Source organism: Streptomyces sp. PL-29, from assembly GCF_058344425.1.
Genome location: NZ_CP136996.1, coordinates 2681373 through 2699096 on the forward strand (window position 1 = coordinate 2681373; position 17724 = coordinate 2699096).

The following is a 17724-nucleotide window of genomic DNA, read 5'->3' on the forward strand; positions in this document are numbered from 1 at the left end:
CGACCGCCGTGCCCCCTCCTCCCCCTGCCCTGCCCCTCAGAAGCGGCCGATGTCGCCGCGGGGCATGCGGGGGGTGCGGCGGGGCGGGGTGCGGCCCGCGAGGAGGACGAGGCGGGCCGCCCGGTGGCGCTGGCCGGCGTACGGCGCGAGGAGTTCCAGCATGGCGGCGTCGTCGGCGTCGCGGTCGCCGGCGAGGGCGAAGCCGATGATGCCGGGCAGGTGCAGATCGCCGGTGGTGACGGCGTCGGGGTGGCCATTGCTGCGCTGGAGGGTCTCGGCTGAGGTCCACGGGCCGATGCCGGGCACGGCCTCCAGCCGGCGCGCGGCCTCGGCCAGGTCCATGGCCGCCGCCTCCTCCAGACGGTTCGCGACGCGTACGGCCCGGACGATGGTGTCGGAGCGCTTGGCGTCGACACCGGCCCGGTGCCAGTCCCAGGACGGGATCATCGCCCAGGTGCGGGGGTCGGGCATGACGTGCAGGTTCTGCCCATGGGGGCCGGGCGCGGGCTCGCCGTACTGCTGTACGAGTCGGCGCCAGGCCCGGTACGCCTCGTCGGCGGTGACCTTCTGTTCCAGCACCGTGGGAATCAGGGACTCCAGCACCAGGCCGGTACGCGTCAGGCGCAGGCCCGGGCGGCGGCGGTGGCTGGCGTGCACGAGGCGGTGGCGCGGCACGAAGACCGCCGGGTCGTCGCCCGCACCGAGCAGTGCGGGCAGCTGGTCGAGCAGCCAGGCACCGCCGGCTCCCCATGCCTCGGCCTCGATCTCCGTGCCGGTCCGGGAGACCCGGAGGGTGGCGGGCCCGTCGGGGGTGCGGGTGGCGCGCCAGACGGAGCCGTCGGGCGTGGTGCGGAAGGTGGGGTCGGCGGGGCCGCGGCGGAGCGGACCGAGCGTAAGGCCGAGGTCGACGGGCCCGTCGGGGGGCCAGCGGCGTTCCTTCGCACCCGCGCCGGCGGCTCGGCCTCGGCCCGGGGGCACGTCGGTGCGGCCGCCGCGCACGGCGGTCCGGTCGAGGGGGTCGAAGCGGCCGGCCATGGGTCGAGCGTAGCCCGCCGGCCGGCCCGCCCCGGAGCCGTGGCTTCGTCCGCGGGCGAAGCCACGGACGCGGACGCGGCAACCGTGTTGCGGCCCCGCCCGCCATGCCCGGGGCGGGTCGGGGCGGGGCGGGGCGGGGCGGGGCGGCGGGGCCGTCGGGTTCCGGGCGGAGCCCGCCGGCCGGCCCGCCCCGGGGACTACGGGCGGCCCTGGAGCTTGGCCGAGGAGGTGCGGGTAGTGGGGAGCTTGCCGTACAGCTGCCTGCCGGGGCATTCCGTCGCGAAGCCGTCCCGGTGGCCCGAGATGACGTTCATCGAGACGTTCCTGCCCTTCGGGTAGCGGTTGCCGCCACCCGACTTGAGGGTGGTCTTGGCGCGCGGGTCCCGGCCGAAGAGGCCGAGCTTCCAGGCGGTGAGGCGGGCGACCGCGTCGACGGCGGCCGCCGGCGGCGCCGAGTTCGTGAAGGTGCCGAGCACCGCCACGCCCATGCTGTCCGTGTTGAAGCCCATGGTGTGCGCTCCGAGGACCGGCTTGGAGACACCGCCCGCGCGGCCCTCGTAGACCGTGCCGCACTTGTCGACGGCGAAGTTGTAGCCGAAGTCGCGCCAGCCGCTGCTGACCACGTGGTAGCGGTACAGGCTGCGCAGCACCGCCGGGGCGTCCTTGCAGGCGTAGTTGTTGCCGGAGGCGCTGTGGTGGACGAACGCCGCCTTGACGGTGCGCGTGTAGGCGAAGGCCTTCTCGCGCAGGGACTCGTCCGCGCCCCACCCCCTGCGGGTGACGATCCGCGGGCGCGGCCCGATGTAGGGGGCGGCTGCCGCGGTGAGTTCGCCGGCGAAGACGGCGTCGGCGGTGGAGTCGGCCTTGTTGAGCTCGGTGATCTCGTTCGCGCCGAGCGGGGCGTGCGGCACGTTCGCCGCGGAGGCCTCCGCCATCTCCATGGTCAGGCCGGGCGCGACCACCTCGCCCTTGTCGTCGGCCGGGCTGCTGTTCTTGCCGTCGGTGGACCCGGCCGGCACCTGCGCGCCCGGGTCGACGAGTTCGATGCGCATGCCCGAGGGGAGCCCGGTGCCCTCCGGAGTGGCCGGGGCGTCCGGTTCCGCCTGGACGCGGACCTCCACGCCGTCGGACTCACCGACCCACAGGGGGGCGGTGGCGCCGCGCACCCGGCCGGAGTCGCGCTCCACCGCGTCGGGGTCGGCCGCGTGCTCGCTGTTGTGGACCTCGACGTCCTGCCAGTCGGACCAGGTGGCGGTCCGGACGGAACGCGTACGGACCTGGACGCGGCCGTTGAGCTGGGTGGTGACGTCGTCCCAGACGACACCGACGAGGGAGAACGTCCTGACCTCACGGGCGGGCAGCCCCTGCGTCTCCGGGCCGCGGGGCGAGGCGCTCATCCCGGGGACGCCGGGCATGCGGTCCGCCGCGGCCCCCATGGGGACGAGCGGCAGCGACTGGGTGGACCCGGCCGGGGTTACGGGGACGGTTTCGGCGAGTGCTGGAGTCGGGAGCGCGAGGGGCAGGGCCAGTGCGGCGGCCGTCGCGACGCCGATCGAGGAAGCAAGGAATCCACGCATGACAAGGATGGTGGGCACGCTCACCGCGGGGCGCCATCCGAGATCTGATGCTCCGTCCGCTGCCCCGCGGACACCCCTCCTCCGTACGGAGGTACCGGCGCCCCCCGTACGGAGGAGGGCGCCCGCGTACCCTGTGCCGGGTGAACGCCACTGACCGCACCCCTGCCGACCTGCTGCAATCCGCGCTCGCGGCCGATCCGGGCCGCCCGCTCGTCACCTTCTACGACGACGCCACCGGCGAACGCGTCGAATTGTCCGTCGCGACCTTCGCCAATTGGGTGGCCAAGACCGCGAACCTGCTCCAGGGCGACCTGGGAGCCGAGCCCGGGGACCGGCTCGCGCTGCTGCTGCCCGCGCACTGGCAGAGCGCCGTGTGGCTGCTCGCCTGCGACGCGGTCGGGGTCGTCGCCTCGGTGGGCGGGGAACCGGGTGACGCCGATCTCGTCGTCAGCGGTCCGGACACGCTGGAACGAGCGCTGGAGTGCGACGGCGAGCGGGTGGCGCTGGCCCTGCGGCCGCTGGGCGGGCGCTTCCCGCAGCCTCCGGCGGGGTTCGCGGACTACGCGGTGGAGGTGCCGGGACAGGGCGACCGCTTCGCCCCCTTCGTCCCGGTGCAGCCCGAGGGTCCCGCGCTGGTCGTCGGCGGCGAGGAGCTCTCGCACACGGCGCTGGTCGCCCGGGCCCGCGAGGACGCGGCCGGGCTCGGCCTCGGCGAGGGGTCGCGGATCCTGACCGGCCTCGGCTACGACACCTGGGAAGGGCTGTCCGCGGGGCTGTACGCCGCACTGGCCGCGGGGGCCTCCGTGGTGCTCTGCCGGAACCTGGAGCGGCTGTCCGCCGAGGCGCTGGCCCAGCGCACCGAGAGCGAGCGCGTCACCCACACGGCCTGATACCGGGGCGCGCTCCGTCACCCGGACCGATCAATGTCGGGAACGGCTGATCTGTCACCCGTACGGCCCTAGACACGACCCCGCCCCCGGGCCGCTCCGGCACCCCGGGGGCAGGATCGGCAGTGGCCGTGCTCACCCGTACGGCTGCTCGCAGCGGCGAGGGGACACACGCCAGTGACGGACAGCTCAGGCATACCGGACGGCACCGATGCGGCCGGAGGCGGGCGACGGCCTCCGCGGGACCGCAGGCACCGGTTGCTGCGCTGGATCGGCCTGGGGCTCGCACTGCTGGTGCTGGCGGGGGCGGCCACCGGGTGGTGGCTCTACGGCAAGCTCGACGCGAACATCACCGAGGACACCTCCGCCGCTGCCGAGCTGGAGCGCTACGAGCGCGAACGCCCGGCGCGCCTCGCCACGGGCGCCCAGAACATCCTGCTGATCGGCTCCGACTCGCGTGCGGGCAGGGGCAACGCCGGCTACGGGCAGGACAAGGGCACCCAGCGCTCGGACACCACCATCCTGCTGCACCTGCCGAAGGAGCGCCGGAGCGCGACCGCCGTGTCGATCCCCCGGGACCTGATGACGGAGATCCCCTCCTGCCTGCAGCCGGACGGAAGCCGCACCGGGGGCTCCTTCGCTCAGTTCAACTGGGCGTTCGAGTGGGGCGGGGCCGCCTGCACGATCCGGACGGTGGAGAAGCTCACGGGTATTCGCATCGACCACCACATGGTCATCGACTTCAGCGGGTTCAAGCGGATGGTCGACGCCGTCGGCGGGGTGGACGTCTGCCTCACCCAGCCGATCGACGACGTGCAGGCCAAGCTGAAGCTGCCCGCCGGCCGGCAGACCCTGCGGGGCGAGCAGGCACTGGGGTTCGTCCGGGCCCGGCACAGCCTGGGCAACGGCAGCGACACCGAACGGATGGAGCGTCAGCAGCAGTTCCTCGGCTCGCTCGTCAAGAAGGTGCAGAGCAACGGCGTCCTGCTGAACCCGGCACGGCTGTACCCGCTGCTGAGCGCCGCCACCTCCTCGCTGACCACCGACCCCGGGCTGGCGTCGCTGCGCGACATGTACGAACTCGTCCGAGGTATACGGGACATACCGACCGATCGCATGACGTTCCTGACGGTGCCGCGCCGCCCCTACGCCCCCGACCCCAACCGGGACGAACTGGTGGAGCCCGACGCCGGGCGACTGTTCCGACAGCTGAGGGAGGACGGGCCGCTGACGGTGACCCCGCCCGGGGCGACGGCCTCGGCGCGGCCTCGGACCCCCGGGAACGCCGCCCCGACCCCGGCCGCGACGGCAACGGACGCCGCTCCGGAAGGGAATTCTGCCGGCGAGGGAACCCCGACCCCCTCCGCGCCCATCCCTACCTTCACAGGAACGACCGCAGGGCACACCGGGTGCCGGTAAAGCAATCCAAAAGCCGGCGACCGGACCGAGTGGAATGGGCTGTTCACCCCGTTATAAGGGGAGTGGAATGTGTCACCACCATGGTTTGCGGCCGAACAGGACGGATAAGGTGAGCGATCCGGTGCCCGGCCGGACCGGAGACCGGGTACCAGCAGCCGGATCGTTGACCGTGCGCCTTGGGGAGGCGCGTCGCGAGGCACCCGACGGAGGATTCGAGCAACCGTGGATGCGCAAAGCCGTGGGCGGGCGGACGAGATCGACCCCGCAGACCAGTGGGTGCTCAATCCCCGCACCGGCCACTACGAGCTGCAACTGAACGACTCCGCAGCGCGAGAGCGGCCCAAGGTCGCCGCGCCCCGTAGATCCTCGTCGGCCCCCACCGCCCCCACCGCGCCCTCCCCCGGCGTACCCAAGCCGCGCCGTGGCGACGCCCCGCCCGGCGGCCGCAGGAGCGGCCGCTCGCGCAAGGGCGGCGGCGGTGGCGGACGGCGCAAGAAGGCCCTGCTGATCACCAGCGGCAGCCTGGCCCTGCTGCTGGTCGGCGGCGCCGCCGCCGCGTACCTCTACTACGACCACCTCAACGGCAACCTCAGCGTCACCGACATCGCGGGCGCGGGCACCGGCGGGTTCAAGAAGGACCAGGCCATCAACATCCTGGTCATCGGCACCGACAAGCGCAGTGGTGCGGGCAACGAGGGGTACGGCGACAAGGACAGCGTCGGTCACGCCGACACCACGATCCTCTTCCACATCGCCAAGGACCGCTCCAACGCCACCGCGCTGTCCATCCCCCGCGACCTGATCACCAACATCCCCGACTGCCCGACGAAGCAGCCGGACGGCACCACCAAGACCATCCGCGGCACGAAGGGCACACGCTTCAATACCAGCCTGGGCCAGGAGGGCCGCGACGCGGGCTGCACGATGCGCACGGTCAAGGAGGTCACCGGCATCGAGGTCGACAACTTCATGATGGTCGACTTCAACGCGGTGAAGACCCTGAGCACCGCGGTGGGCGGCGTGCCCGTGTGCCTGGAGAAGGCCGTCGACGACAAGGACTCCAAGCTGAAGCTCTCCGAGGGCGAGCACCGGCTGGAGGGCGAGCAGGCGCTGGCCTTCGTGCGGACCCGGCACGCCTTCGGCAACCAGAGCGACCTGGACCGCATCAAGACCCAGCAGCAGTTCCTCGGTTCGATGATGCGCGAGATGAAGTCCAAGGAGACGCTGACCAGTCCGAAGAAGTTCTTCTCGCTGGCGGAGGCGGCCACCAAGTCGCTGACCGTGGACCCGGGCTTGGGTTCCATCGGCAAACTCACCGATCTCGCCAGCGAGTTGAAGGACATCGACCTCAAGAACATCACCTTCACCACCCTGCCGGTCCTTGACAACCCGGCCGAGCCCGCGAACCGCAAGGCGACCGTGGTGGTCAACAAGGCGCTGGCCGATCCCCTGTTGCAGATGATCCGGGGGGACGTCTCGCTCACGGAGGTCGAGAAGAAGGAGCAGGCCGCCAAGGACGCGGCCGACGCCGACGCGAAGGCCAAGCAGGACGCGCTGCTCCAGGGCGACCGGGCGCCCGCCGGGGATGTACGGGTGAACATCTACAACGGCGGCGGCCCCAAGGGCGCCGCCTCCGGCACGCTGAACTGGCTGCAGAACACCAAGGGGATGTCAAAGGCCAGCAACGAGGGCAACGCCCCGTCGAAGGTGGACGCCACGCAGCTGGAGTACGCCCCCAACCAGGCCGCCCAGGCCCGCGCGCTCGCGGACGCCCTGGGACTCCCGGCCACCGCGCTGAAGATGGGCACGGCGGACGCGGCGGCGAAGACCCCCGATGAAGCTGACCCTGGGTCCGGACTTCCAGCAGGCGGGTTCCCCGCTGGCGCCGCCGGTGCCGCAGGAGCTGTCCAAGGACGTCCAGCAGGCGCAGGCCGACAAGTCCGTCTGCGCCAAGTAGCGGTACGTGCCCGGTCGCACCGGGACAGCCATGACCAAGTAGGACCTTTGAGGGGGATGCGCGTGAGGCACAGCGACGTGCGGGAGGAGGGGGCGGGCGCCCAGGCCGACGGGGACATACCCGACGGCGGGGCCGGCGCGCCCGGCACGGTGCCCCGCCAGCGGAACGGCTCGGATCCGACCCGCACGGCCGGCACCCGTCCCCCCGCGAGGAGCCGCCGGCGCGTGCTGCGCTGGGTCTCCGCGATCCTGTCCCTGCTCATACTCGGGACGGCGGCGGCCGGCTACCTCTACTACCGGCACCTGAACGGCAGCATCCAGACGGACGCGCTGAACCTCGGCGAGAACAAGCTGGGCGGTTCCAAGCCCAACGCCTTCGGGCAGACCCCGCTGAACATCCTGCTCATCGGTTCCGACGCGCGCGACGACGCGGAGAACCAGGCCCTCGGCGGAGCCAAGGACACCTTCGACGGCCCGCCGCTCGCGGACGTCCAGATGCTGGTGCACCTGTCCGCGGACCGCAGCAACATGTCCGTGGTCTCGATGCCCCGCGACACGATGCTGATGATGCCCAAGTGCACCGAGCCGGGCGGGACGGTGCACCCGGCCAGCAAGGGCCTCGTCCAGACGAACGAGTCGATCCAGCGCGGTGGGCCGGGCTGCACGGTCGCCGCCTGGACCGAACTGACCAAGATCCCCATCGATCACTTCATGATGATCGACTTCAAGGGCGTGGTCCGCATGGCCGACGCCATCGGCGGTGTCCCGGTCTGCGTCGAGCAGAACGTGCACTCCCGCACCCGGGACGGCAAGGGCTCCGGCCTGAAGCTGCCCAAGGGCACGAGCGTCATCCAGGGCGAGACGGCCCTGCAGTGGCTGCGCACCCGGTACGGCTTCGAGGACGGCACCGACATAGGCCGTACCCACGCCCAGCACCAGTACATGAACTCGATGGCCCGGGAGTTCCGCAAGAACGCCAAGCTCAGCAACCCGGTCAAGCTCAACAGCCTGGCCCAGGCGGCGATCGAGGCGATGGTGGTGGACACCGGCCTGAACAAGATCGACAAACTGTTCGACCTCAGCATGGAGCTGAAGAAGGTCCCGCCGGGCCGGATCACCATGACCACCATGCCCTGGGTCTACAGCTCCAAGCCCGGCCTGGACGGCCGTGTCGAGCCCAAGCCGGGCGAGGCCGAGGACCTGTTCCGGATGGTCCGCGAGGACATCCCCCTCGACGGCCAGGGCTCGGGCAACCCGGCGGCCACCGCGACCCCGGGCACGCCCGCGTCGCCCTCCGCCCCGGCCCAGCCGGCGACCTCGGCACCGGCGGCCGCCGCCACGACCGCGCCGCCCGCGAAGATCGCGGTGGCCGTCCGGAACGCGACCGGGGGCAAGGACGGCGCCCAGGCCGTCGCGAAGGGCCGGGCGAGCGAGGTCGCCGCCCTGCTCACCGGCAAGGGATTCACCAAGGCCGTCGCCGACAACCGGACGGGCGCCGAGGACACCTCGGTGGTCCGCTACGCCACCGACGCCCAGGCGGCCGACGCGGCCGCCGTGGCCACCGCGCTCGGCCTGCCCGCCGGCTCGGTGCAGAGGTCCGACCAGGTCGCCGGGATCGTCGTGTTCGTCGGCAAGGACTGGCGGACCGGCGCCACGCCCACCCCGCCGCCGCCGGCCCCGACCAAGGCGCCGGACTCCGCCCACGCGCTCAACGGCGACAACGACCAGGCCTGCATGGCGGTCCAGCCCGGCTTCACCTGGTAGCGGGCACACAGGAGGGGCCCGGTGGGGAGGCCGCGCACGAGCGCGCTCTCCCCGCCGGGCCCCTCGGTCCCTGCCGTCGAAGTCCCGCCCGGACGGCGCTGCTTCGACGACAGGAGCTGCTGTGCCTCAGGCCTGCGGGACACCGGGGACCACGGCCGGGCGGCGGCTCGCGATGAGCTTGTCGGCCAGGGCGCGCGGGCTGGTCAGGAAGCCGAAGCCCCAGGACAGGTGCATGGTCGCCAGGGCGAGGGGGATCTGCACCCGGGCCTTCGGCGACAGCCCCCTGCCCGCCGGGACGGAGCCCGCGGCGATGGCCGCGAGGTAGCCGGCCGGCACGGCGAAGCCCAGCGGGCTGACGGTCACGCCCACGACCACGCCCGCGGCGATCGCACAGACGAGGGCCGGCGGGGCCAGGTAGCGCAGGTTGATGGAGCCCGAGTGGTAGCGGGCCACCACGTGCCGCCACCGGCCGTAGTCCTTGTACTGCTTGGCCAGCGCCCTGACCGAGCGGCGCGGACGGTACTGGACCTTCAGCTCGGGCGAGAACCAGATCAGCCCGCCGGCTTCGCGGATGCGGAAGTTCAGCTCCCAGTCCTGGGCGCGGATGAACTCCTCGTTGTAACCGCCCTGCTGCTCCAGCGCCTCGCGGCGGAAGACGCCGAGGTAGACGGTCTCGGCCGGGCCGGCCCGACCACCGGTGTGGAAGGGGGCGTTACCGACGCCGATCTTCGAGGTCATCGCGGCGGCGACGGCCTCCTCCCAGGCGTTCTCGCCCTCGGCGTGCATGATCCCGCCGACGTTCTGCGCACCGGTCTCCTCCAGAAGGCGGACGGCGGTGGCGATGTAGTTCGGTGAGAGCATGCCGTGGCCGTCGACGCGTACCACGATCGGGTGACGCGAGGCCTTGATCGCGGCGTTAAGCGCCGCCGGGGTCCGGCCGGTGGGATTCGGGACGGTGTGGACTCGGGGATCCTCGGCGACGAGTTCGGCGGCGATCTCGTCGGTGCGGTCCGTGGACGGCCCGAGTGCGATCACCACCTCCATCTCGCCCGCGTACTCCTGTTCCAGGATGTGGCGGACGGACTCGCGGAGGTAGTGCTCCTCGTCGAGCACCGGCATGATCACCGAGACTGCGGGCTGCTGGGCGGGCATGTGGTCCTTCAAGGTCGGGTATCGGTGTCACGTTACCGCGTACGGGGGAACCGGGTGCGCGCCGAGCGACCGGTAAGGACAGAGGCTGATCGTATGGGCCTACTGTTCTGTCGAATCAGCCGGCTGAGCCACCCGAAGGCCGGCCCGTCCTTCGACCGGTATCCCTGTGCTCCCGCGGAGGTGTCCACCGTGCCCCAACCGCACCGCCCCATCCGTCCCGCCGGCCCGCCCCGGCCGCAGCGCGTGCGGCGCGGCGGCGGCGGACCGGCCCGGCCCCGGGAGGGCCGGCCCCGCTGGGGGCTGCGGATCGCGGCCGGGCTGTCGGTGGCGGTGCTGGGCTCCGGGGCCATCGGGCACGCCGTGATGACCGGATTGGACACCGGGATCGAGCGGGTGGACCCGTTCAAGGACATGAAGAACCGCCCGCAGGCCGGACACGGCATCAACTTCCTGCTGGTGGGCACCGACGGCCGGGAGAAGATCAGCCCCGAGGAGAAGCGCGAGTACCGCCTGGGCGGGGCGCCCTGCCACTGCACGGACACGATCATGCTGGTGCACCTGTCGGCGGACAAGGAGCGGGCGAGCGTCGTCAGCCTGCCCCGCGACAGCTACGCCGAGGTGCCCGCGCACCATGACCTCGTCACCGGCAAGGAGCACAAGCCGCACCCCGTGCGGCTGAACGCGGCGTACGCGGAGGGCGGGCCCAACCTCACCGTGCGGACGGTCGAGAACATGACCCGGGTGAAGATCGACCACTACCTGGAGGTCGACTTCACCAGCTTCATGAAGACGGTCGACGCCATGGGCGGCGTGGAGATCTGCACCGCCAAGACCATGCGCGACCCGAACACCGGCCTCGACCTGCTGCCCGGCACCCATCGGCTGACCGGCGGGCAGGCCCTTCAGTACGTGCGCTCGCGCCATGTCGACGGTGCCTCCGACCTCGGCCGGATGCAGCGCCAGCAGCGGTTCGTCGCCGCGCTGATCAAGCAGGCGACCGCCGGCGGGGTGCTGCTGAACCCGGTCAAGTTCAAGGAGCTCAGTTCCACCCTGCTGGGCTCGGTCCGCGCCGACCGGGGCTTCGGCTCGGAACAGCTGCTGGCGCTCGGGCAGGCGATGCGGGGCTTCACCCCCTCCTCCTCCGAGTTCGCCTCGGTGCCGATCGGCAGCCCCTCCTTCCGCGTCAAGGGCATCGGGTCCACCGTGAAGTGGGACGAGCCGAAGGCCGCCAAGCTCTTCGAGGCGCTGCGCGAGGACCGGCCGCTGGCCCCGGCCCGGACCGGGAAGGGGGCCGCCGGCCGCCCCGCGGCGGTACCGGTGGATGTACCCCCCGCGCAGGTCCGGGTCCAGGTGGAGAACGGGACCCGGATCGACGGGCTGGGCGGGCGCGTCGACTCCGCGCTGCGCGCCACCGGTTTCGACACCACGCGGGCCCCGGGCAACGGCGCGAGCCGCGACGTCAAGCGCACGGTGATCACCTACGACCCCCGCTGGGACCGCTCGGCGCGGTCGGTGGCGACGGCGCTCCCGGGCAGTGAGCTGCGGGCGGTCGCCGGGCAGGGCCGGACGGTCACCGTGATCGCGGGCACCGACTACCGCAAGGTGGTGCCGGTGCGCGCGGAGGACCCCTACCAGGGCTCCCTCGGTGTCGTCAGCGGCGATCAGGTGGTCTGCGGCGGCTGAGGAGGCTCCCGCCCCGGGCCGCCGGAGACCCCGGAGGGTCCGCGGGCGCCGCCGTCCCGGGCCCGCGCCGTACGGGCCCCGGCAGCTCAGTCGTCGCAGGTCAGTCGTCGAAGCCCTGGGCGGCGCGCTCCTCGCGCAGGGCCACGATGGCCTGGCGGCGGGCGAGCCGGTGGGTGCGGCGAATCTGGGCCTCCTGGTAGCGGCGCTCGTCCTGCTCCGTCTCCGGGAGCACCGGCGGGACCCGGCGGGGCTTGCCGTCGGAGTCCACCGCGGTGAAGACCAGGTAGGCGCTGCCGACCTGGGTGGCGGGGGTGGACTCGTTCCACCGCTCGGCCAGGACGCGCACACCGATCTCCATGGAGGAGCGGCCGGTCCAGTTGCACTGGGCCTTCACGTGGACGAGGTCACCCACCCGCACGGGGGCGAGGAAGGCCATCTCGTCCATGGAGGCGGTGACCGCCGCACCGCCGGAGTGACGGCCCGCCACGGCGCCTGCGGCGTCGTCGACCAGCTTCATGATGACGCCACCGTGCACCGTGCCGAGGAGGTTGGTGTCGTTGGCGGTCATGATGTGGCTGAGGGTCGTCCGGGAGGCGGCGGTCGGCTTCCCGGGCAGCTCGCCCGGTATCTGTGTCATACGGACACCTTAGTTGGGTCGTGGAGGCATCAGCTCTGCAACAGCACCGGTACGGAATCTCCCCCGGGCTGTCGGAGGCGCTGCCCGGCCGGGCATCCTTGGCCCATGAATGACTGGCCAGAAGGTCGTGACGACGCCTACGGACGCGGCAGCGCGCGTCCGCAGCCCGAAGGCGTGCAGCGGATGCGGCACATCCAGCGGCAGCCCCAGCAGCCGCCCAGGCCCCCGCAGCCCGCGCCGCCGCGGCCGCAGCGCCCGGCCGGGCCGCCGCCCGGCGTCCCCCAGCAGCAGGCCGGCGGCCACGACGCGTACGGCGGTTTCGACAGCGGCTACAACACCGGCCAGGTGTACGGCTCGCCCTCGGGCGGCGCCCCCGGGCCGGCCGCAGGGTCCCGGCGGACCGTCGGGCCCCGGAGGCCCCGGGCGCGCGCCCGGTCCGGCCCCGGACTGGCGCAAGCGCATCAAGATCGGCTCGATCGTGCTGGGCTCCGCGCTCCTCGTGACGTCCGTCTCCACCTACTTCTGGGCCGATTCCAAGGTGCGCCGCGAGGTGGACCTCTCCAAGGTCATCGAGCGGCCGAAGGAGGGCGACTGCACGACGTACCTGATCGTGGGCTCGGACAGCCGTGAGGGCATGTCCGACGAGGAGAAGAAGAAGCTCCACACCGGCTCGGCCGAGGGCAAGCGGACCGACTCGATGATGATCCTGGCGAAGTGCTCCAGCGGGAACACGATGGTCTCGCTGCCGCGCGACTCGGACGTGGAGATCCCCTCCTTCGTCGGCTCCGAGTCCGGCAAGAAGTTCGCCGGGACGGGGCGGCGGGTCAAGCTGAACGCGGCGTACGCGGAGGACGGCCCCCGAGCTGCTGGTGCGGACGGTCGAGCACAACACGGGGCTGCGGATCGACCATTACGCGGAGATCGGATTCGCCGGCTTCGCGAACATCGTGGATGCGCTGGGCGGCGTCGAACTCGACATCGAGCAGGGCTTCAAGGACGAGAAGTCGGGCGCCGACTTCAAGGCGGGCAGGCAGACGCTGAACGGCGAGCAGTCGCTGGCCTTCGTACGGACCCGCTACGCCTTCGCCGAGTCGGACCTCCAGCGGACGAAGAACCAGCAGAAGTTCCTGGCGGCGCTCGCCAACCAGGCCGCGACCCCCTCCACGATCCTGAACCCGTTCGCGCTCTACCCGATGCTCGGTGCAGGCCTGGACACCCTCATCGTCGACAAGGACATGAGCCTGTACGACATGGGCCAGATGTTCTTCGCGATGAAGGGCGTCAACGGTGGTGACGGTGTGTCGATGAACATCCCGATCTCCGGCCAGCGCGGCGGCAACCTCGTCTGGGACAAGGCGAAGGTGCAGCAGCTGGTGAAGCAGATCCAGAACGACGAGAAGGTCACCGTCCGCGGCAACTGACCGCGGCGGCGACCCGCCCGCCTCCCCGGGCCGGGCTTCAGGCGTCCGGGGAGAAGCGGATGGCGGCGGCGGGCAGCTCCGCCTCGCACCACACCCGGGCGCCGGCCCGCAGTTCGTTGTCGGCGCCGACGACGGCGCCGTCACCGACGACGACGCCGTCCAGCACGGTCCGCGCACCCACACGGGCGCGGGCGCCGATCAGGCTGGCGTTCACCTGCGCGTCGGGGCCGATGAACGCGTCGCCGAGCACGATGGTGCCCTGGACGTCCGCACCGGCCTCGATCCGGGCGCCGGCGCCGACGACGGTGCCGCCCGACAGCTTGGCTCCGGCGGCGACCTGCGCGCCGGGCAGCACCAGGGACTCGCCGCGGCGGCCGGGAACGGCCGGGGAGGGGACGACGCCGCGGACGAGGTCGGCCGAGGCCTGGATGATGGACTCGGGCTTGCCGAGGTCCATCCAGTAGGTGTTCTCAGTGACTCCGTGCAGCGTGGCACCGGAGGCGAGCAGGCCCGGGAAGGTCTCGCGCTCGACGGAGACCGGGCGGCCGGCCGGGATGGAGTCGATGACGCTGCGGCGGAAGACGTAGCAGCCGGCGTTGATCTGGTCGGTGATGATCTCCTCAGGCGTCTGCGGCTTCTCGGTGAAGGCGAGCACCCGCCCGTCGGGGTCGGTGGGGACGAGGCCGAAGGCACGCGGGTCCTCGACCCGCACCAGGTGTAGGGAGACGTCGGCGTCGGCCGCCTCGTGCGCGTCCACGAGGCCACGGATGTCCAGGCCGGTGAGGATGTCGCCGTTGAAGACGAGGACGGAGGAGTCGGGGCCGCCGGTCAGGCGCTGCCCGGCGTTGCGGATGGCGCCGCCGGTTCCCAGGGGCTCGTCCTCGACCACGTACTCCAGGCTGAGACCGAAATCGGAACCGTCCCCGAAGTAGGGCTCGAAGACCTCGGCGAGGTAGCAGGTGGCCATGACGATGTGGGTGACACCGGCGGCGGCGGCCCTGGCTATCTGGTGCGCGAGGAACGGGACGCCTGCCGTGGGGACCATGGGCTTGGGCGTGTTCACCGTCACGGGACGCAGCCGTGTCCCCTGTCCGCCGACCAGCAGGATCGCTTCCGTCATTGCGTTCTCCCCAACCGATTCCGGCGTACGAAGGTCCAAATTTAGCCCATCCGGGGGCGCCCTCAGGCCGGTGCCGGATGTGTCGAACTGCGCGCGCACCGCACGGGCTCCGCGCTCGGTATGTCATGGAATGACCGGGTGTTCACCCTGCCAGGGAGTGAACGGACCGGTGGGGGCGGGCAGTTGCCGCCCGGGCCGCCCGGAGCCGGTCCCTCCGCAGGCGCCCCGTACCGGGACGAACCCGGCGACGGCGAGCCCGAGGGGTGCTCCGCCGCGGCGGATCCCGTACAGGACGACCCCCGGCCGTGGCCGGGGGTCGTCCTGGTTCACGCTGGCCGGAGCCCTGCGGCTACGGCAGGTTCCTCGCCATGACGATCCGCTGAACCTGGTTCGTGCCTTCATAAATCTGCGTGATCTTGGCGTCGCGCATCATGCGCTCCACCGGGTAGTCACGGGTGTAGCCGTAGCCGCCGAGGAGCTGGACGGCGTCCGTGGTGACCTCCATGGCCACGTCGGAGGCGTAGCACTTGGCCGCGGCACCGAAGAAGGTCAGGTCGGAGTCGACGCGCTCGGACTTGGCGGCGGCCGCGTAGGTCAGCTGGCGGGCGGCCTCGATCTTCATGGCCATGTCCGCGAGCATGAACTGCACGCCCTGGAAGTCGCCGATCGGCTTGCCGAACTGCTTGCGCTCCTGGACGTACCCCTTGGCGTAGTCCAGGGCGCCCTGGGCGATGCCGAGCGCCTGGGCGGCGATCGTGATGCGGGTGTGGTCGAGGGTCTTCATCGCGGTGGCGAAGCCGGTGCCCTCGGCGCCGATCATGCGGTCGGCGGGGATCCGGACGTTGTCGAGGTAGACCTCGCGGGTCGGGGAGCCCTTGATGCCGAGCTTCTTCTCCGGGGCGCCGAAGGACACGCCCTCGTCGGACTTCTCGACGACGAAGGCGCTGATGCCCTTGGAGCGCTTCTCGGGGTCGGTGACGGCCATGACCGTGTAGTACTCGGAGACGCCCGCGTTGGTGATCCAGCGCTTGACGCCGTTGAGCACCCAGAAGTCCCCGTCGCGGACGGCGCGGGTCTTCATGCCGGCGGCGTCGGAGCCCGCGTCCGGCTCGGAAAGGGCGTACGAGAACATCGCGTCGCCCTTGGCGAGCGGGCCGAGGTACTTGGCCTTGAGCTCCTCGGAGCCGGAGAGGATCACCGGGAGGGAGCCGAGCTTGTTCACGGCCGGAATGAGGGAGGAGGAGGCGCAGACGCGGGCCACTTCCTCGATCACGATCACGGTGGCGAGGGCGTCGGCGCCCGCACCGCCGTAGCTCTCGGGCACGTGGACGGCGTGCAGGTCGTTGGCGACCAGCGCGTCGAGGGCCTCCTGCGGGAAGCGGGACTCCTCGTCGACGGCGGCTGCGAACGGCAGGATCTTCGCCTCGGCGAGCGAGCGGACCGACTCGCGGAGCATGTCGTGCTCCTCGGCCGGGCGGTACAGGTCGAAGTCGGCAGAACCCGCCAAGATCTCTCACTCCCCAGGGTGATACGCGATACGTGATGCTAACTACCGTTAAGTAACCCAAGTTTAGTGTCCCGGTCACGGATGGCGATATGGAAAGGCCACGTGAGCTGCGTGACAGAGACGGTGCTCCTGGGGAACGTCCCCGTGTGTCGGCCCGACTATGCTCAGTGGCCGCACACGGCCCCGCACCTCTGGAGCACCCATGGCCCCCCTCAGGATCACTGTGATCGGCACCGGCTACCTCGGCGCGACCCACGCCGCGGCGATGGCGGAGCTGGGCTTCGAGGTGCTGGGCCTGGACGTGGTGCCGGAGAAGATCGAGATGTTGGCCGCGGGCCGGGTGCCGATGTACGAGCCCGGCCTGGAGGAACTCCTGGCCAAGCACGTGGCCGGACTGCCCGGCTCGACCGGGCGGCTGCGGTTCACCACCTCCTACGAGGAGGTGGGCGCCTTCGGCGACGTCCACTTCGTCTGCGTGAACACTCCGCAGAAGCACGGCGAGTACGCGTGCGACATGTCCTACGTCGACTCCGCGATGGCCTCGCTGGCCCCGCACCTGACGCGACCGGTGCTGGTCGTGGGCAAGTCCACGGTGCCGGTCGGTTCCGCGCAGCGGCTGGCGGCGAAGCTGACGGAGCTGGCCCCGGCGGGCGACGGCGTGGAGCTGGCCTGGAACCCGGAGTTCCTTCGGGAGGGCTTCGCCGTCCAGGACACCCTGCACCCCGACCGGATCGTCATCGGCGTCCAGGGCGAGCGCGGCGAGAAGCTGCTGCGCGAGGTGTACGAAACCCCCGTGTCGGAGGGGTCCCCGCTGGTCGTCACCGACTTCCCGACCTCCGAGCTGGTGAAGACCGCCGCCAACTCCTTCCTCGCCACCAAGATCTCCTTCATCAACGCGATGGCGGAGGTCTGTGAGGCCGCCGGCGGTGACGTGGTCAAGCTGGCGGAGGCCATCGGCTACGACGAGCGGATCGGCGCGAAGTTCCTGCGCGCCGGAATCGGCTTCGGCGGCGGCTGCCTGCCCAAGGACATCCGGGCCTTCATGGCCCGGGCAGGCGAGCTGGGCGCGGACCAGGCACTGACCTTCCTGCGCGAGGTGGACTCCATCAACATGCGGCGGCGCGGCCACATGGTGGAGCTGGCCCGCGAGGCCGTCGGCGGGTCCTTCCTCGGCAAGCGGGTCGCCGTACTCGGCGCCACCTTCAAGCCCGACTCGGACGACGTGCGCGACTCGCCCGCCCTGAACGTGGCGGGCCAGATCCACCTGCAGGGCGGCCAGGTCACCGTCTACGACCCCAAGGGCATGGACAACGCCCGGCAGGTCTTCCCGACCCTCGGGTACGCGGACTCCGCGCTCGCGGCGGCCCGGGGCGCGGAGGTGGTCCTCCACCTCACCGAGTGGCGCGAGTTCCGCGACCTCGACCCGGCGGAGCTCGCCTCCGTCGTCACCGACCGGCTCGTGCTGGACGGTCGCAACGCGCTGGACCCGGTGCGGTGGCGTGCCGCCGGCTGGACCTACCGGGCGATGGGCCGGCCCCGGGCCTGACCCCTGCGGGGAGGCTGCGC

The 17724-nt window shown here is 72.0% G+C and carries 11 protein-coding genes and 1 pseudogene; 6 read left to right on the forward strand and 6 right to left on the reverse strand.

What is annotated here, in order from left to right; genetic code table 11:
- Positions 1-36: 36 nt before the first annotated feature.
- A complete protein-coding gene (locus tag R4Z63_RS12215) occupies positions 37-1035 on the reverse strand; it encodes a DNA-3-methyladenine glycosylase family protein (RefSeq protein ID WP_384447916.1) in 999 nt (332 codons plus the stop codon).
- A gap of 197 nt (positions 1036-1232) precedes the next feature.
- Positions 1233-2612, reverse strand: a complete 1380-nt coding sequence (locus R4Z63_RS12220; RefSeq protein ID WP_384447918.1) for a peptidoglycan recognition protein family protein — start codon at positions 2610-2612, stop codon at positions 1233-1235.
- Positions 2613-2752: 140 nt separating this feature from the next.
- On the opposite strand from R4Z63_RS12220, the gene R4Z63_RS12225 reads away from it, so the two are divergent.
- The 3 genes from R4Z63_RS12225 (at position 2753) to R4Z63_RS12235 (ending at position 8638) form a co-directional block, all read left to right on the forward strand.
- Positions 2753-3502, forward strand: coding sequence for a TIGR03089 family protein (locus R4Z63_RS12225; RefSeq protein WP_037925319.1), 750 nt, complete (start codon positions 2753-2755; stop codon positions 3500-3502).
- Positions 3503-3676: 174 nt separating this feature from the next.
- Positions 3677-4918, forward strand: a complete 1242-nt coding sequence (locus R4Z63_RS12230) for an LCP family protein (RefSeq protein WP_384447921.1) — start codon at positions 3677-3679, stop codon at positions 4916-4918.
- A 222-nt stretch (positions 4919-5140) separates the two neighbouring features.
- The gene (locus tag R4Z63_RS12235; protein ID WP_491522538.1) at positions 5141-8638 is read left to right on the forward strand and encodes an LCP family protein; all 3498 of its coding nucleotides are present in this window, start codon (positions 5141-5143) and stop codon (positions 8636-8638) included.
- Between the two features lie 126 nt (positions 8639-8764).
- On the opposite strand, the gene R4Z63_RS12240 is transcribed toward R4Z63_RS12235, so the two are convergent.
- Positions 8765-9790, reverse strand: coding sequence for a glycosyltransferase family 2 protein (locus R4Z63_RS12240; RefSeq protein ID WP_384447931.1), 1026 nt, complete (start codon positions 9788-9790; stop codon positions 8765-8767).
- Between the two features lie 189 nt (positions 9791-9979).
- Here R4Z63_RS12240 and R4Z63_RS12245 point away from each other — a divergent pair, with 189 nt between their 5' ends.
- Complete coding sequence (locus R4Z63_RS12245) at positions 9980-11473, forward strand: LCP family protein (RefSeq protein ID WP_483316549.1); 1494 nt, start codon at positions 9980-9982, stop codon at positions 11471-11473.
- Between the two features lie 100 nt (positions 11474-11573).
- Here R4Z63_RS12245 and R4Z63_RS12250 read toward each other — a convergent pair whose 3' ends face one another.
- Positions 11574-12110: an acyl-CoA thioesterase gene (locus R4Z63_RS12250; protein WP_037925311.1), complete on the reverse strand. Its 537-nt coding sequence runs from the start codon at positions 12108-12110 to the stop codon at positions 11574-11576.
- 105 nt (positions 12111-12215) lie between these two features.
- On the opposite strand from R4Z63_RS12250, the pseudogene R4Z63_RS12255 reads away from it, so the two are divergent.
- Positions 12216-13531 (forward strand): annotated as a pseudogene (locus tag R4Z63_RS12255) (LCP family protein).
- 37 nt (positions 13532-13568) lie between these two features.
- Here the strand turns inward: R4Z63_RS12255 and manB are convergent.
- Both manB and R4Z63_RS12265 read right to left on the reverse strand, forming a co-directional pair.
- Entirely contained in the window at positions 13569-14651 is a 1083-nt protein-coding gene (gene manB / locus R4Z63_RS12260; protein WP_384447938.1) for a mannose-1-phosphate guanylyltransferase, read from the reverse strand.
- Positions 14652-15000: 349 nt separating this feature from the next.
- On the reverse strand, positions 15001-16158 hold the full coding sequence (locus tag R4Z63_RS12265) for an acyl-CoA dehydrogenase family protein (RefSeq protein WP_037925307.1): 1158 nt from the start codon (positions 16156-16158) through the stop codon (positions 15001-15003).
- A gap of 202 nt (positions 16159-16360) precedes the next feature.
- Here R4Z63_RS12265 and R4Z63_RS12270 point away from each other — a divergent pair, with 202 nt between their 5' ends.
- Positions 16361-17704: a UDP-glucose dehydrogenase family protein gene (locus R4Z63_RS12270; RefSeq protein WP_037925304.1), complete on the forward strand. Its 1344-nt coding sequence runs from the start codon at positions 16361-16363 to the stop codon at positions 17702-17704.
- The last annotated feature ends 20 nt before the right edge of the window (positions 17705-17724 follow it).

Excerpts from the sequence above, each read along its gene's own strand:
- R4Z63_RS12215 (WP_384447916.1), bottom strand. The coding sequence starts at position 1,035 with ATGGCCGGCCGCTTCGACCCCCTCGACCGGACCGCCGTGCGCGGCGGC.
- R4Z63_RS12220 (WP_384447918.1), bottom strand. The coding sequence starts at position 2,612 with ATGCGTGGATTCCTTGCTTCCTCGATCGGCGTCGCGACGGCCGCCGCA.
- R4Z63_RS12240 (WP_384447931.1), bottom strand. The coding sequence starts at position 9,790 with ATGCCCGCCCAGCAGCCCGCAGTCTCGGTGATCATGCCGGTGCTCGAC.
- R4Z63_RS12250 (WP_037925311.1), bottom strand. The coding sequence starts at position 12,110 with ATGACACAGATACCGGGCGAGCTGCCCGGGAAGCCGACCGCCGCCTCC.
- manB (WP_384447938.1), bottom strand. The coding sequence starts at position 14,651 with ATGACGGAAGCGATCCTGCTGGTCGGCGGACAGGGGACACGGCTGCGT.
- R4Z63_RS12270 (WP_037925304.1), top strand. The coding sequence starts at position 16,361 with ATGGCCCCCCTCAGGATCACTGTGATCGGCACCGGCTACCTCGGCGCG.